The organism is Kordiimonas aestuarii (assembly GCF_025574465.1).
GTDB classification, from domain to species: domain Bacteria; phylum Pseudomonadota; class Alphaproteobacteria; order Sphingomonadales; family Kordiimonadaceae; genus Kordiimonas; species Kordiimonas aestuarii.
Map to the genome: position 1 here is coordinate 248351 of NZ_JAOBPP010000020.1, position 14750 is coordinate 263100.

General features: G+C 57.5%; 12 protein-coding genes. 11 read left to right on the forward strand and 1 reads right to left on the reverse strand.

Translation table 11 applies throughout. From position 1 onward, the window contains the following. Positions 1 to 20: 20 nt before the first annotated feature. From OEU85_RS10560 to OEU85_RS10595, 8 genes are all read left to right on the forward strand, one after another. On the forward strand, positions 21 to 872 hold the full coding sequence (locus tag OEU85_RS10560) for a sulfotransferase family protein (protein ID WP_262691441.1): 852 nt from the start codon (positions 21 to 23) through the stop codon (positions 870 to 872). Next, the gene (locus OEU85_RS10565; protein ID WP_262691442.1) at positions 873 to 2060 is read left to right on the forward strand and encodes a methyltransferase domain-containing protein; all 1188 of its coding nucleotides are present in this window, start codon (positions 873 to 875) and stop codon (positions 2058 to 2060) included. After that, positions 2050 to 2862 carry a transketolase gene (locus OEU85_RS10570; RefSeq protein WP_262691443.1) on the forward strand — a complete coding sequence of 271 codons (813 nt, stop codon included), beginning with the start codon at positions 2050 to 2052 and terminating at the stop codon, positions 2860 to 2862. The genes OEU85_RS10565 and OEU85_RS10570 overlap by 11 nt, the downstream gene beginning before the upstream one ends. After that, positions 2862 to 3818 (forward strand): transketolase family protein, encoded by a 957-nt coding sequence (locus tag OEU85_RS10575; protein WP_262691444.1) that lies wholly within the window; start codon positions 2862 to 2864, stop codon positions 3816 to 3818. The genes OEU85_RS10570 and OEU85_RS10575 overlap by 1 nt, the downstream gene beginning before the upstream one ends. A 9-nt stretch (positions 3819 to 3827) precedes the next feature. After that, entirely contained in the window at positions 3828 to 4568 is a 741-nt protein-coding gene (locus OEU85_RS10580) for an SDR family NAD(P)-dependent oxidoreductase (protein ID WP_262691445.1), read from the forward strand. Then, on the forward strand, positions 4568 to 5782 hold the full coding sequence (locus tag OEU85_RS10585) for an ATP-grasp domain-containing protein (RefSeq protein WP_262691446.1): 1215 nt from the start codon (positions 4568 to 4570) through the stop codon (positions 5780 to 5782). Before OEU85_RS10580 ends, OEU85_RS10585 begins: the two co-directional genes overlap by 1 nt. Further along, positions 5775 to 7793, forward strand: a complete 2019-nt coding sequence (locus OEU85_RS10590; protein ID WP_262691447.1) for a hypothetical protein — start codon at positions 5775 to 5777, stop codon at positions 7791 to 7793. Before OEU85_RS10585 ends, OEU85_RS10590 begins: the two co-directional genes overlap by 8 nt. A gap of 192 nt (positions 7794 to 7985) precedes the next feature. Continuing rightward, positions 7986 to 8198: a hypothetical protein gene (locus OEU85_RS10595; RefSeq protein WP_262691448.1), complete on the forward strand. Its 213-nt coding sequence runs from the start codon at positions 7986 to 7988 to the stop codon at positions 8196 to 8198. Positions 8199 to 8646: 448 nt separating this feature from the next. Here the strand turns inward: OEU85_RS10595 and OEU85_RS10600 are convergent, their stop codons facing one another. Then, positions 8647 to 10182 (reverse strand): tetratricopeptide repeat protein, encoded by a 1536-nt coding sequence (locus OEU85_RS10600; protein ID WP_262691449.1) that lies wholly within the window; start codon positions 10180 to 10182, stop codon positions 8647 to 8649. 567 nt (positions 10183 to 10749) lie between these two features. Here OEU85_RS10600 and OEU85_RS10605 point away from each other — a divergent pair. The 3 genes from OEU85_RS10605 to pseC all read left to right on the forward strand — a co-directional run bounded on the left by OEU85_RS10605 (position 10750) and on the right by pseC (position 14736). After that, positions 10750 to 12075 (forward strand): LCCL domain-containing protein, encoded by a 1326-nt coding sequence (locus OEU85_RS10605; RefSeq protein WP_262691450.1) that lies wholly within the window; start codon positions 10750 to 10752, stop codon positions 12073 to 12075. Between the two features lie 424 nt (positions 12076 to 12499). Further along, positions 12500 to 13537 (forward strand): UDP-N-acetylglucosamine 4,6-dehydratase (inverting), encoded by a 1038-nt coding sequence (pseB, locus tag OEU85_RS10610; protein ID WP_262691451.1) that lies wholly within the window; start codon positions 12500 to 12502, stop codon positions 13535 to 13537. 8 nt (positions 13538 to 13545) lie between these two features. Continuing rightward, a complete protein-coding gene (gene pseC / locus OEU85_RS10615) occupies positions 13546 to 14736 on the forward strand; it encodes a UDP-4-amino-4,6-dideoxy-N-acetyl-beta-L-altrosamine transaminase (RefSeq protein WP_262691452.1) in 1191 nt (396 codons plus the stop codon). Positions 14737 to 14750 lie beyond the last annotated feature (14 nt).

Below are 14750 nucleotides of genomic sequence, written 5' to 3' on the forward strand. Positions count from 1 at the left end.
AGAAACGGAAGGGCGAACAGGTGCCGGATAAGGCTCAACCATTGTTCATTGTTGGATGCGGACGTTCGGGCACGCAGGCGCTTGGGCGGCTTTTTGATTCCTACGGCAATGTCACCATGCACCATGAATATATGGTCCACCATGTGCAGCCCCTTGGCGTAGAATATTGGCATGGTCGGGTTGGCCGCGATGAGGTAATGGCATCGCTTCGGTCGCTATATGGTGCGGCTATCAGTTTTTCTGAAACGCCGGTCTGGGGGGACTGTTCCAACAAGCTGTCGTGGTTTGTTGATATTCTCGCCGGGGCGTTCCCCGAAGCACGTTTTATCCATCTTGTGCGCGATGGCCGCAAGGCCGTGTCATCGCTTTATCACAAGCTGGGGCATGAATGCCTTGATGACCGCTCGGTAAACGCTCTACGTGCCTATCTTGAGGCGGATGGCCCAAAACCACCGCCTGAGAAGAAATACTGGTGGCCCATGGCGCGGAGATCAGACGAAATTTATCAGGACTATCAATCGTTTGATCATTTTTCACGCATTGCGTACCATTGGGCGCAGATCAATCGGGAAGTTCGGCAAAAGCTCGGGTTACTCGAGCAGTCCCGGTATATCCGAGTCCGGCTTGAAGACATCACGGCCAGCCGGGAAAACCTGGAAGACATGCTGTCGTTTGCCGGTTTACCACTCGGCGAAGAACAGGTTGAACTGATGGTCAGGCCCCATAATGTCATCAAACCGGTAAACTTCATGCTGGAAGACGACCAGCTTGAGACTTTCTGGACGTTGGCGGGAGCTGAGATGAAAGCCCTTGGCTATGACACGCAGGACGAATATGTGCTGGAATATAATCCGACGAGGGGGAATGCCTGAATGAGTGGCGTAACAGAGACAGAGCGTTGTGACCTGTGCGGCAGTTCTGGCCTTGCCATGGCCTATGATGTGCCGGGTACGGCGCGGGGCTTGAAAGCCTATGTGTGTGATGATTGCGGCCTGGTGCAAAGTTTGCCGCGTATTGACCATGTTGCCCGCCGGTCTGCCTTTCCAGACAGTGGCGCGGGTTTTGGCAATATTCGCTATGGCAAAGGCTTCCGCACGCAGTTCGCGCTGGATACCATTGCAAAATATCGCCCGCTTGAACGTTTCAAATACTGCATGGATGTTGGGGCCAACCGGGGCAGTTTCATCCTGGCCCTGCAAAAACAGGCGCCCGATATAAAGATTGATGCCGTTGAGCCTGATGAACGAGTGTTGGCTGAGTATCAGGGCCGCGAAAATATAGCGGTTATCAACAAGCGTATCGAAGCTGTCGCGTTGCCTAAAGCCAAATATGATCTGGTTTACCACTGCCACACACTGGAACACGAAGCCCACCCGCTCAGTTCACTGCGCGCCGTGTGTGAGGCCATGACGCCGGACGGTATCCTGTTTCTGGAAGTGCCGAATATTGCCTTTCTGGCGGGCACTGACCTCGTGGAAGAATGGTTTATCGATAAACATCTCTATCACTATAGCGCGCCAACCTTGTGCGCTACGCTGGAGGCTGCCGGGTTCAAGATATTGCAAGCGCCAAACCCCGATGATGTCACCAATCTGACGGTTATTGCCACGCCGGGGCAGGTCAAGCAGGCTGGCGCAATTGCGGGCGAAACCGTCGAGAAGAAAGCGCTGCTGGCGGCATATGCCAAAAACCTGCAGGAAAACCAGCAGAAGCTGAAAGCGGGCGCCCAGAACCTGATGACATTTGCGGGGCACCGCCGTGTTGTCATCTGGGGTGCCGGGCGTATTTTCACCAGCCTTGTTGATATTGGTGGCTTTGACGCCAGACGCCTGGCGGGTGTTGTTGATAAAAATATCCACAAATATGTGTCTGAAATGTTTGGCGTAGCCATCAAGGCGCCGGAGGCCATCACTGAAATGAAGCCGGACGTGGTGCTTGTCGCGTCCCGGCTTTACCTTGATGAGATCAAGGTCGAGTTGGACGCGCTGATGCCGGGAACGGATGTATTGACCCTCGATGATGTTTTGAAGGGTAGAGTAGGGGAAGACCATGAGAAATGACCTGAACGAGATGGCGCGGCAGATCCGCGTGACATCCCTGAAGGCGATCCACGCAGCGCGTTCGGGCCACCCGGGTGGCAGCCTGTCGATCGCCGATATGCTGGCGGTTTTATACTTTGACGTGATGAACGTTGATCCGGCAAAGCCCGACGATGTGACACGGGACAGGCTGGTGCTTTCCAAGGGACACGCATGCCCGGCGCTGTATGCCGCGCTGGCGCACAAAGGCTACTTCCCTGTTGCGGAGGCCGAGACCCTGCGTCGCATCGACAGTATTATGGAAGGCCATCCCGATTTTCGCATCCCGGGCGTGGATGCGCCGTCAGGCTCGCTCGGCATGGGCTTGAGCCAGGGCCTTGGTATGGCGATGGGCGCCAAACATCAGGGGCTTCCCTTCCGTACACATGTCATTGTGGGTGACGGTGACATGCAGGAAGGCAATACCTGGGAGGCCATTATGTCCGCGGGTTTCAAGGAGCTGGATAATCTGGTTGTTATCTATGACGGCAACAAACTGCAGGGCGATGCTCCCGTTGAAACCCAGCTCAGCCTCGGTGATGTGGCTCAGAAAGTCGCGGCATTCGGCTGGCATACCGTCGCCATCGACGGCCATGATACGGCTGCCATCCATAAGGCACTGATGGAAGCAAAAAACACCAAGGGCAAGCCAACCTTCATCGTGGCCGATACGGTCAAGGGGAAGGGCGTTTCCTTCATGGAGGGTGTTCTTTACTGGCACGGCAGCGTGACGATGAAGGACGCGGAACTGAGCGACGCGCTCAAAGAGCTGGAGGCGGCGTGATGACTGAGCTGAGCTATTGGAATAAAGGGGAACAGGTTTCCGTGCGGGAAGCATTTGGCCGCATTCTTGTGCATGAAGCCGGGCAGCGCGAAGACTGGGTATTGCTGGACGCCGATGTCGCGGGCGGTACCGGCGCCAAGCCGCTTGTCGGCGCGCACCCGGGCCGCGTGATGCAATTTGGTATTGCTGAGCAAAACATGATGGCCGCTGCTGCGGGCGTCGCGGACACGGGGCTTATCCCCGTGGTTTCCACCTTCGCGGCTTTTGGCTGCATGCGGGCGCACGAACAGTTCCGTACCGCCGTTGCGTATGCGGAACGCAATGTGAAGCTTTGCTGTTCCCACCATGGACTAGATGTCGGGCCGGACGGGGCAACGGCACAGATGCTTGAGGACTTCGCGACCATGCGAGCCATACCGGGGGTGACGGTCATCAGCCCGGCGGACGCAAACGAATTTATGAAGGCTTTCACCGCAGTACTGGACCACAAGGGCCCGGTGTACCTGCGTATTGGCCGTAGCGCGACGCGGGTAGTGTATGGCGCGGACCATGAATTCAAGATCGGCAAGGCTGATCGCCTGCGTGACGGTAAGGATGTGACCATTGTGGCGACGGGGGTGATGGTGGCCCGGGCACTTGATGCTGCCGAAACCCTCAAGGGTGAGGGCATTGACGCCCGCGTGGTCAACCTTGCCACCATCAAGCCGATCGATGTGGCGGAAATGGTGGCCGCGGCGAGGGAAACCGGCGGTATTGTGACCGCGGAAGACCATAACACCATGGCGGGTATGGGCAGCGCCGTGGCGGAGTGTCTGGCCGAGCATGCACCCGCGCGTATGCGTTTTGTCGGCGTGAAGGACCGGTTTGGTAAATCCGGCGAACACGACGAGCTGCCAGCCATGTTTGAAACCGACGCCGCGGCTATCGCAAACGCGTGCCGCAGCTTGTTGAAATAGGGGGGCTAGGTGGAGCTTGAAGGTAAAACCGCACTGGTAACCGGCGGCAGCCGGGGCATTGGCAAGGCCATCGTCGGCGCTTTTGCGCGCGAAGGCGCTGACGTGTATTTCTCCTTCGCCGCCAATGAGGAGGCCGCCAAGGCAACGTGCAAGGAATATGGTCTGCCGTCGGGGCGCGCTTTCCGCGCTGACGTACGGGACCGCAAGGCGCTTGGCCAGATGTTTGCGAAAATTGAGGCCGAGGCGGGCAAGCTGGATGTGCTTGTCAACAATGCAGGTATCAACAAGCCGGAAGATTTTGACAAGATTACCGATGACGACTGGGACGAAATTCTGGGTGTCAACCTGAAAGGGCCGTTTGTGGTTACGCAGGAAGCGCTGGGCCTGCTCCGCAAATCTGATGCGGGGAGCGTCATTCATATCGGGTCGGTTTCCGGGCAATATGGCGGGCCGCGCACCGCGCATTATGCCGCCAGCAAGGCCGGGCTTATCTCGCTCGCACAGGTGATTGCACGGTTCCTTGCCGCAGATGGCATCCGCAGCAACACGTTGGCGGCCGGGCTTGTGGCTTCCGAGATGGCGGCAAATGCACTGAATAACCCGGCTGTGAAGGCGGCGGCTGCCAGCGTGTTGATGAAGCGCTTCGCAACTACCGATGAAGTGGCGGAAACCGCTGTATTCCTGGCCAGTGATCGTTCCAGTTATGTCACAGCGCAAACCATCAATGTTAATGGCGGTTTGTACTTCTAATGGCCCGGCTGCTGGTTCTTGGCGGCAGCAGGCAGGCCGCAGCGGGGCTTGAACGGCTCAAGGCGCTTGGTCTTGAGCTTGTCGTTTGCGACATGGACCCGGATGCACCGGGTTTTGCTTATGCCGCGCACCGTGTGCTTGCCAGTGTGTACCATGCAGAGGAATGTATTCCCGCTGTACGCGCGTTTCATGCCCATACGCCGATTGACGGGGTGATGTGTCTGGCCTGCGATGTGCCCCATGTTGTGGCGCGCATCGCGGATGAGCTTGGTTTGCCCGGTATTCCCGTCGAAAGCGCGGACCTGACCGTCAACAAGCTTGCGATGAAAGACCGCTTTCAGTCGTTGGGCGTTGCGATACCGCCATACCGGGCGATCGCTGACGTTAAAGAACTGGCGGGCACGTTGGCCGAATGGGGGGCTGTTGTGGTCAAGCCAACAGACAGCCGCGGCTCCAAGGGGGTCAGTTTGATGCGCGCGGGTGGTGACGTCAACTGGGCATTCTCAAATGCGCAGGAGAACTCCCCCAGTGGCAAAGTGATGGCCGAAAAATACCTTTCCGGCCCGCAGGTTAGCACCGAAAGTATTGTGGTTGGCGGCGAGGCTGTGACACCAGCAATGTCTGACCGAAGTTATGAATTTCTTGACCGTTTTGCCCCTTTTATTGTCGAAAATGGTGGCGACATGCCGTCCGAGCTAGATGACGCGGTGAAGCATGATATTGCGGCGCTTGTCAGCAAGGGTGCGACGGCGCTGGGCATCAGCCAGGGGATCATCAAGGGTGACATCGTGGTGCACGCGGGCAAGCCCTATATCATAGAGCTCGCCGCGCGTCTCTCGGGTGGCTATTTCTGCACGCACCAGATACCGCTGTCGACCGGGGTCGATCTTGTGGCCGGGGCGGCGCGTACGGCGCTGGGCGAAACACTACAGCCCGCCGACTGGAACGCCAAGTTTGAACGGCATGTCAGCACCCGCTGGCTTATCCCTGAAAGCGGCAGGATCACTGGCTTTTCGCGGCCAGAGGCGGTGTTGTCATCCCCCGGCGTGCTGGCGTTTGAACACTGGGCCGAGATTGGCGCGCGCGTTGGCGGCGCGATGAACGCGGCGGCGTCGGTCGCCATGGTGCAAGCCACGGGAAACACGCGGGAAGAGGCGGTCCGTAATGCTGAAACAGCACTTGACGCTTTTGCCTTAACCGTAGAGGGTGACTGAAACAAAAGGGGCGCTTTTGTCGGGCACGCTTTCATATACCGCCTTCCATCTCAATCTGGCTTTTTCCTCAGTCGAGGAAGAGGATCACGGCGCTATTGTCAAGCGCTGCTACTGGCCATTGCTGGAGCTGGCCAGGGCTGGCTATCCCATTGGAATTGAAGCAACTTCTTATACCCTGCAAGCGATTGAACGTTGCGATGCAAGCTGGATAAGCACGCTCGGGAAGTTGATCGGCGAAGGCAAGGTGGAACTGATCGCCAGCGGCCATGTCCAGATGATCGCCCCCCTTGTACCGCCCGAGATGACAGAGTGGAACCTCAAGCTAGGGCTGGAGGGTTACGAGCGCATGCTGGGCGTCAGACCGACCGTGGCGCTGATTAACGAACAGGCTTATTCACCGGGCATTTTGCCGCTTTACAAGGCCGCAGGCTTCAGGGCCATCATGATGGACTGGGCCGAACCCGCCAGCCACCACCCGGAGTGGGGGCGAAAAAAATACCATACACCTCAAAGGGTTATCGGGTCCGGCGATTGTGTTTTACCCGTCATCTGGTCGGACGCCATCTCGTTCCAGAAGTTTCAGCGCTATGCCCACGGTGAAATTGATGCCGAGGAATATTTTGAGTTCCTGAGCCTGCAGATTGAGAACGGCGTCAAGGCGCTACCGATCTATACCAGCGATGCCGAGGTGTTCGATTATCGCCCGGGCCGCTTTTCAAGCGAAGCCGCGTCCGCTAGTGCAGGGGTGGAGGCAGAGCGTATCCGCCTTCTGTTTCAGGCACTTACCTCAAGCGGTGCGATAGAACTGGTGCTGCCAAGCGCAGCGCTGAGCCTTTTGGATGACGACGCGGAGCCTATCCGGCTGGAGAGCGCGGCGGCGCCGGTGCCGGTGAAAAAGCAGCGCAAATATAATGTGCTGCGTTGGGCCGTGACAGGCCGTGATGACCTCGGACTGAACACCTATTGCTGGCGCCAGTTTGAAAAACTACAATTTGAAGATGATAAAAACGCGAATAAGTGGCAAAAATTGTGCGAAATGTGGGCGAGTGATTTCAGGACCCACATCACTGAAAAACGTTGGAAATCCTTGGCTTCAGGCCTTTTTCCCGCCCGCACGGCTGTGCGGAAACTGGGCGGGGCAAGCGCCGCGCTGCCAGCGGGTATCAGGTTTGAGCGGGATAACCGCTTTTTAAGCGTTGAGACGGATGCGGGCCATCTGGTCCTGAACCTTTATCGTGGCATGGCGATCCACAGTTTTGGCTTTGGCCGGGGCGAGCCTTACACGGCGGGCGCACCGGCCCCAAATGGTCTTATCGGCACCATGGCGCATGGCTTTTATGACGATATCGCCTATGGCGCTGACTTCTACTCCGGCCATCTGGTTGCTGAACCGCTGAACGCTCACAAGATAACTGACCTCCAGCGCTGCGACCCGAAGGTTGCCTACGACGTGGCGGAGGGCGCGATTGAGATCTATGCCGACATCCCCAGCAGCATGGGGCCAATACAGAAACAGCTGCGCTTCTGGCCGGATGAACAGCGGCTGGAGGTCTGTTACCTCGGCCTTTCCGAGAAACCGATGTCGGGCCCCAAACGGCTGGCGCATGTCACGTTGAACCCGCGCGCGTTTAACCGAAAAAAACTGTATTTTGAAAGCCATAACGGCGGCCACGAGGCAGAGCGCCACAGCCTGTGGAAGCGCGGCTCAGTGCCGGTGGACCACGGCAAGCCGGTGTCGCGCCTTGTTTCGGCCACCACCGGGCTGGGCATGACCGGCGGTACCTTGGAGATTGGCGATGACAAACACGCGGTTAAGCTGACGATGAAACGCACCGATGCGGCGGGTGCGGGCCTCATCCAGTGTGAAGCGGTGGGCGACAGCTTCTTCGCCCGCGCCGCCATCACGCTGAGGGAGACAGATGAAACAGCGGCCCGCAGCGACGAAGGCCTGCGCGACCGCATCGGCACCCCGCTCTTGCGCTATTGCGTCCAACTGGTCAACAAAGGCTAGGCGCGGCAAGGGCGGCAGGCGCGGGGAGGGGAGGGCTTCCCTGTCAAGCGTTTGGAGCAATTAAGTATTGTGTCCCCGGAATTCCTCCTTTTTCCGAAATGAAGAGAGGGCTCCTGCTTTCACTCCGGAGACATGGAAACCACAGGAATGCCCAGCATACTCGTGGGCTAACAGGAACTAGGAAAGGTGCGAATGGAGAAACAGCATTTAACATCCTTTGATGCGGAGAAAGCTAAAGAAGGGAAGAAAATTCTCATCTGGCTCACAAAGGCAACTTTTATCATCGCAGGAGTTGTTGCGCTTGATTATTGGCTGGAGCGTACCTTGAGCTTTCGTGGTGCTGTTGGTGTACTATTTATGATGGTCGTGACTCGTCTCTTTATCTCCCGCTTCGACAAGGATTAGCAATGCTATTAAGCTGCTGCGGGGCGCGGAGAAGGCCGATGCGCTCTATCTGGCGTGAATGAATTCCGGGGACATAATACTTAATTGTTATACCGGGGGCGACAGGCCGGTATGATATCGAATATGTAATTTCGGGGACACAATACTTAACTCCCTTCCGGGTTACGCTTTGGCTTGCGGCCGGGGTTCTTCTTTGCCAAGGATCGGCCTGTTTCTTCTTCAAGCCGCTGTCTCCATCCGCCGCACCCCGCGCTGGGGTACGCGCATGCGGATGACCGGGAACAACCCGTCGTGCAAGCCGTGCCATGGCAAAACACTATCACCCGTTGCAGGCCTGAACAATTCAGTATTGTGTCCCCGGAATTCGCGCATCCGACACATCGCCGCGCATTCGCGGGCAGGGTGCCTCATTCCCCCACGCTGGGTTCCTGAATGCCAGCGATCAACCTTACGCTTGTTCACGCGCTATCTCGTCAAAATGGCTCATCTCTTCGGGGCGGCCGAGTGCGGTGGCAGCCCGTTCCGCCAGTTGCTTGAGATGGGGGCTAAACACCTGCCCGTCCGCGCATGCCCTGGCGTGGTCGAGCGCTTCTTGCCATTGGCCGAGGCGTACAAAGCCATAGACCAGCCTTTCATACAGGTGCACCGTGTGCTGGCCGCGCTGAAGGCAGGACTGGAACATGTCTGTCGCGGCCTCAAGCTGGTTGGCCGACTGCAAAATGCTCCCTATCGCCAACCAAAGCTCGTCGGCGAGCATCTGCCTCAGCCTCTCAGGGCTGGTATTGTCGGCCTCGGCGAGGGTGAAGCTCCCCTCCCGCAGCAGGATGTCTTCAAACACCCTCTCGCCACCGCGGTTGAATATATCCGTCAGTTCCGCGCAATATAGCTCGAACGCCTTCAGGGGTAATGCCAGTTTGCGCAAGACCTTGGCCCGCAGCCAGCTAGCACCGAAACGGCTGTCTGCGTGAAACGGCTGTGCCGCCACCTTGTCAAGCAGGGCCTCAAGTTCCGCGCGGGTTTCAGTAGTTTCGATGCATGCATTCATGGCCAGCAGGGTGCCGAGATCCCGCTCCGGTGTGTCGGGCTGCGGCGGGCATGCCGCAAGTTGCTCGCGCGCAAAGCCAAGGTCAAAATGCGGCGCAAGGCTGACAAGGGCCATGCGGGAACTGGTGGCGGTGAGGCGATCAACGACCGGCAGTCCTTTGATCTCCAGACCTTTCTCTCCGTGCAAAAACCGCCACAGCACATAATGCGCGTCGCTGCGCTCCTTGCGCAGATATCGTGGCAGCCGCCACTGGTGATAATAGCTGGTGCAGATATCCATGACATCGGGCCGCGCGATAAGCACCTGGTCACCAACCAGATACACGCGGTTGCCTTCAAACATATCGGACCAGAAGCTGTCGGTGTAGACGATGCCGTTTGCCAGGTCATCCGCGACGCGCTCCAGCACACTGTCCAGATTGCGCGCAAACAATGTATCCGCCCGCATGCGGATCACGACATCGAAAGCTTTACCGCTGTTTTCCTCAAGTTCCCGCCGTTTTTGGTCAGCCTTGTCGATCAGATACCACATCTTGATATTATTGTCGGTTTCTTCAATCGGTATCGGCTGGGGCGGCAGGTTGGCTTCCAGCTCGTCGAGGGTTTTGATGTCGACGTGGCTTTTGCCAGCGGGAAGAAAGGCGAATTCCTCGGGCCTGACGTGGGTATCGGCACCAGATTTGGCATGCCTTTCTTCCAGAAGAGCATAGACCCTTTCGATGGTGCCGGCCTCAATGGCATAGGGCCCCGCCAGCAACCCGATTTCATCAGCCATGCTGGTACGGCGGCGGCCAATCATGTTTTTGCTGGGCGCTATGCCGCGCTTGTTCCACACTTGTACGATATAGCTTACATCATGCGCCGACAGGGTCGGTACCAACTGCCGGATATTGTCGAGATTGCCTCTTACCTGCCCGGTAATGCAAAAACAGATGCGCATAATAAGCCTTTGATTGCGTTTCGTCTTTTTTAAGTGACGATTGCGCGATTGACAAGGAGGCATCCGGCCTTGCCTGACAACGACGCCATGGCCCGCGCCGGCGCAGGCGCGTGCAGCTCGGTTGCCAGATCAAGGGCTGGGCCCTCGCGGCCCCGCCGTAGTTCGTTCGGTCAGATCAGGATGGACATGGAATCAAGGGTGTCGCGGCTGAGCCCGGCCAGGAAAACCAGATTATCCGCCCGATACTGCTCGCGACGCCTAATCACCCTTCCGTCTTCTGTCACCTCATCAAAGGTCGCTGTTGATTTTCAATTTGCGGAAATCTTATGGGGTATTTGCATTGCTATTGGGCCAGCGCCCGTTCCGTGGATGCGCCATAAGGTGTTGCGGCCTCTTTGGGTTGCCTTCGGTGTATCTGGTGGTATCGTAGGGATTATTGAAACATGCAAACCAGTTATGCTGCCGCACGGCGGAAAGGGAAATGCTTGACAGTCGCATGTTAATTTTTTGTTCAGCATGTGGCCGTCAATAATTTGATGACCTAAGAAATGAAGTATGGGGGAAATTATGAACCGGTGGATGAAGTTTTCAAAGGCCTTCGTGGGCACTTTATTCATGGTTATGCTTGCAGCCTGTTCCGGCAGCAATGACCAGCCAAGTGAAGACGATATAAAAAATGCCATCGCCTTTAACCTGCCCAGCGGGCTTGAAGTTGAGGGTGTGGAAATTCTGGTAACCGAGAACGCAGGCTCGCAGGTTGAGCCGCTGATCAGGAACCGGGCCAATGTCACGCTTGAATTCGCCGATGACTTTGTCTCGGTCGTGGACCGGTTTGACGACAAGGTCGTGCTCAAGCAGCTTTACAGCAAAGGGCAGGAGCTGAGCGGCACCGTCATCACGTCCTCACGCCTGAAGGGCAACAGCTGGACGGTCAGCATTGACCGCTTTGACATTATCCGGGTCAATGGCACCGCACTTGGCCAGTTTGCCGAAGGTACATACGCCTTTGAAGGCACGGATGAAGCCGCCGAGTTCAAACAGGCGTATGAAGACAAACTCGCGAGGGAAGAGGCCGAGCGTCAGGCAGCCATCGCGGCCGCCGCCAAGGAAAAAGCGGACACGATCGCAGCCTTTCGTGCGGAAATTGCCGGCACATGGGTCGCCAAAGCCCCGATGATGCGCAATGGCGGCGTTTATACCGGGCGCGACAAAAAGAGCACAGCCGGAGTTGAGATTACCTTCCCCGAAGGGGACGAGGCATCCGGCATTGCGCCCTTTACCCTGTATGTCACCGACAACCCCAATGACAAGCTGACGGTTGACGCAGGTTTCACTGTCGCAGAGGACGGTAAATCAGTGAAAGTGCGTGCGCGCAGCAACACCCATAAAACCCTGAACATGTATCTGAATGAGGTGTGGACCCTCAGTGCCGACGGCATGCTGCAAACAGGTAGCCGCGACCGCTGGTATGTGCAGCTTGAAAAAGACGGCGCGGCGCTTGCTGAGAAAAACGCCCTGGCAGAACGCCTGACCAACAGGGACAAGGCGATCGAGGCTCTTGTTGTCAAGCATCAGGCCGGTCTTGCGCCCAATCGTTTTGAAAACATGCGCATGAAGCAGAACACCTACACCATGATGTTTGTGGACGCGACGCCGGGCGAAAACCAGAAGGTTTTCGGCGATGGCACCTATGACGGCAACAGCAGCATTGCCCTGACCGCCATTCATGCCGGTGTGCTTGACCGCGGTGAGGCCGGTGTGGTGAAAATCACCTACCGCTGGACCAAGTCGCGCAGTGACATCTTCGGCACGGTGAAAAACGGTGTGACGTCCGGCAAGTATAATGCGTATGGCCACTACACCATTGAGCTTGTTGAAAAGCTTGAGGAATAAAATTCCTCCGACTGGCGTCTGCCTGACGGGCGCCAGTCCTTAGGCTGGTTAAGTACCGGCCCTATTATAATTAGGCCGCGTCACCGTCCGCGCCCGAAGCTGCGTGTGCCTCAGAATATCGAGTTGCCGTGAACGGATGTCTTCGGGGTGGGCTGGCCAACACGCCAACGTTCGACAAATTTACCGTCCTGCAGGCGAAAAATGTGGATTACGGCATTGCCGCGTCCATCCGGGCTGGAATTCGAAGGGCATAATACTTAATTGTCCCACGCTTGCTGTGCCCCGGATGAATGCGTATGTGGGCGGCGGGCAATATTCACGCCCCCGGTCGCTCGCCTAACACGCTCTAAAATAAAGAAGTTCTTTGAAGCGCCCTTGCGGGGTGCTAGTCTCGCGCATGAATAAGGTTGAATGGGAGCAGCCCGTGGCTATCAGCAGTTTTGATACTTCGAAAACCGACCTCAAGGGGAAATCCATCCTCATCACAGGGGGCACGGGGTCGTTTGGTAAAACGCTTCTCAAGGCAATTCTCGAGCATCATGAACCCCGGCGGGTGATTATTTTCGCGCGCGGGGAGTATAACCACTTCCTGCTGCAGAACACGATCGCGGAGGAACACGTTAAAAAAGTGCGTTTCTTCATCGGTGACGTGCGCGACGTGGACCGGCTTACGATGGCGATGCGCGGCGTGGATGTTGTGGTGCACGCTGCGGCGCAGAAACAGGTGCCGCTGGCGGAATATAACCCGTTTGAATGTATCCGTACCAATGTGATCGGCGCCGAGAATGTGGTGCAGGCCTCCATCAAGGCGGGGGTGAAGCACGTGATCGCGTTGTCGACCGACAAGGCGGTGAACCCCATCAATCTTTATGGCGCCAGCAAGCTGGCGTCCGACAAGATTTTTGTGGCGGCTAACTCGCTCGCCTCCGGCACGGGCACACGTTTTGCCGTGGTACGCTACGGCAATGTGCTGGGTTCACGCGGTAGTGTGATCCCGTTTTTCCGCGACCTGATCAAAAAGGGTGCCGCCGAACTGCCAGTGACCGACATGCGCATGACCCGTTTCTGGATCACGCTGGATGAAGCGGTGAATTTCACGCTTTCCTGCATGCCGCAAATTCAGGGCGGCGAGATTTTTGTACCGAAAATCCCCAGCATGCGCATCCCTGACCTTGTGGAGGCCTTGTCGCCGGGCATGCCGGTCAGGCATGTGGGTATCCGCCCTGGCGAGAAGCTGCACGAGATCATGATCACCGAGCATAACGCCAGCCATACCGTTGATATGGGCGACCGTTATGTGATTGAGCCGGAATGGCATTTCTGGGACCGTGATGACCTGACGGAAAAAGGGTTCGAGACCATGCCGGAAGGCTTTGAATATTCGAGCGACATCAATGACGACTGGCTTGGCGTTGATGAACTGCAGGATATCCTCAAGAAAATCCCGGAAGGCGGGGAATAGGGTCCGGCATGAGCGAGGGTTTTCTGCCCTATGGGCGCCACTCCATCGATGAAGATGATATCGCCGCCGTTGTCGACGTGCTGCGCCACGGTGCGCTAACGTGCGGGCCTAAGGTGGAAGAGTTTGAAGCCGCTTTCGCACAGGCCATCGGCGCGAAGGAAGCCATTGTCTGCTCAAACGGCACCACGGCGCTGCATCTGGCGGTGATTGCCGCAGGCGTTGGCCCGGGTGATAAGGTGGTGGTGCCCGCGGTGACCTTCCTCTCGACCGCTAATGTAGTGCGCATGGCGGGCGCGGATGTGATTTTTGCCGATGTGGATGCCGACACCGGGCTGCTGACACACGAGACCCTCGCGGCAACGGCAAGGGCGGCGGAGGGGCCTATCAAAGCCGTGATGCCCGTGCATCTGAACGGCCAGTGTGTGGAAATGTTGGCGGTGACAGACTTCGCCCGCCAGCACGGTGCGCGCGTCATCACCGATTGTTGTCATGCGCTGGGCGCGGCCTACCATGAGGGGGGGCATCCCGGCGACGGAAAATATGAGGATTTTGCCTGTTTCTCATTGCATCCGGTCAAATCCATTGCGATGGGCGAGGGTGGTTTTGTCACCACGAATGATGGGGCAGCGGCGCGTCGTATCCGCCAGCTACGTGGCCACGACATGGAACGCGACAGCGCGCGTTGGCAGCTTGATGCCCAGGGTTTTGCTGCGGACGGGCAGCCAAACCCCTGGTATTATGAAATGCGTGAACTGGCCTATAATTACCGCGCGACGGATATGCAATGTGCGCTGGGACTGAGCCAGCTTAAGAAACTGCCCGCCTTTGTCGCGCGCCGGGCACAAATTGCCGACCAGTATGACACTGCATTTTCCAAGTTTTCCAATAGCTTGCGCCCGGTGAGGCGCACGAAGCTGGCCTCCTCGGCGTGGCATCTTTATCCGGTGCTGATTGATTTTGACGGGGTGGGCAAGGACCGCGCGGCGGTGATGCGTGAATTGCAGGCGCTGGGCGTGGGCACGCAGGTGCATTATCTGCCGGTGCCGTGGCAGCCCTACTATCGTGATCTCTATGGGGACCCGGATCTGCCGGGGGCAGCGACCTATTATGGCCGGGTGCTCAGCCTGCCCATCTATCCAGCCATGACGGACGGTGATGTCGCGCGTGTTGTCAGCGCGGTGAAAAGCGTTCTGGGCTGAACGGGTAAAACTCT

Coding starts and splice junctions, on each gene's coding strand:
- OEU85_RS10565 (WP_262691442.1), top strand. CDS start 873: ATGAGTGGCGTAACAGAGACAGAGCGTTGTGACCTGTGCGGCAGTTCT.
- OEU85_RS10570 (WP_262691443.1), top strand. CDS start 2,050: ATGAGAAATGACCTGAACGAGATGGCGCGGCAGATCCGCGTGACATCC.
- OEU85_RS10575 (WP_262691444.1), top strand. CDS start 2,862: ATGACTGAGCTGAGCTATTGGAATAAAGGGGAACAGGTTTCCGTGCGG.
- OEU85_RS10585 (WP_262691446.1), top strand. CDS start 4,568: ATGGCCCGGCTGCTGGTTCTTGGCGGCAGCAGGCAGGCCGCAGCGGGG.
- OEU85_RS10595 (WP_262691448.1), top strand. CDS start 7,986: ATGGAGAAACAGCATTTAACATCCTTTGATGCGGAGAAAGCTAAAGAA.
- OEU85_RS10600 (WP_262691449.1), bottom strand. CDS start 10,182: ATGCGCATCTGTTTTTGCATTACCGGGCAGGTAAGAGGCAATCTCGAC.
- OEU85_RS10605 (WP_262691450.1), top strand. CDS start 10,750: ATGAACCGGTGGATGAAGTTTTCAAAGGCCTTCGTGGGCACTTTATTC.
- pseC (WP_262691452.1), top strand. CDS start 13,546: ATGAGCGAGGGTTTTCTGCCCTATGGGCGCCACTCCATCGATGAAGAT.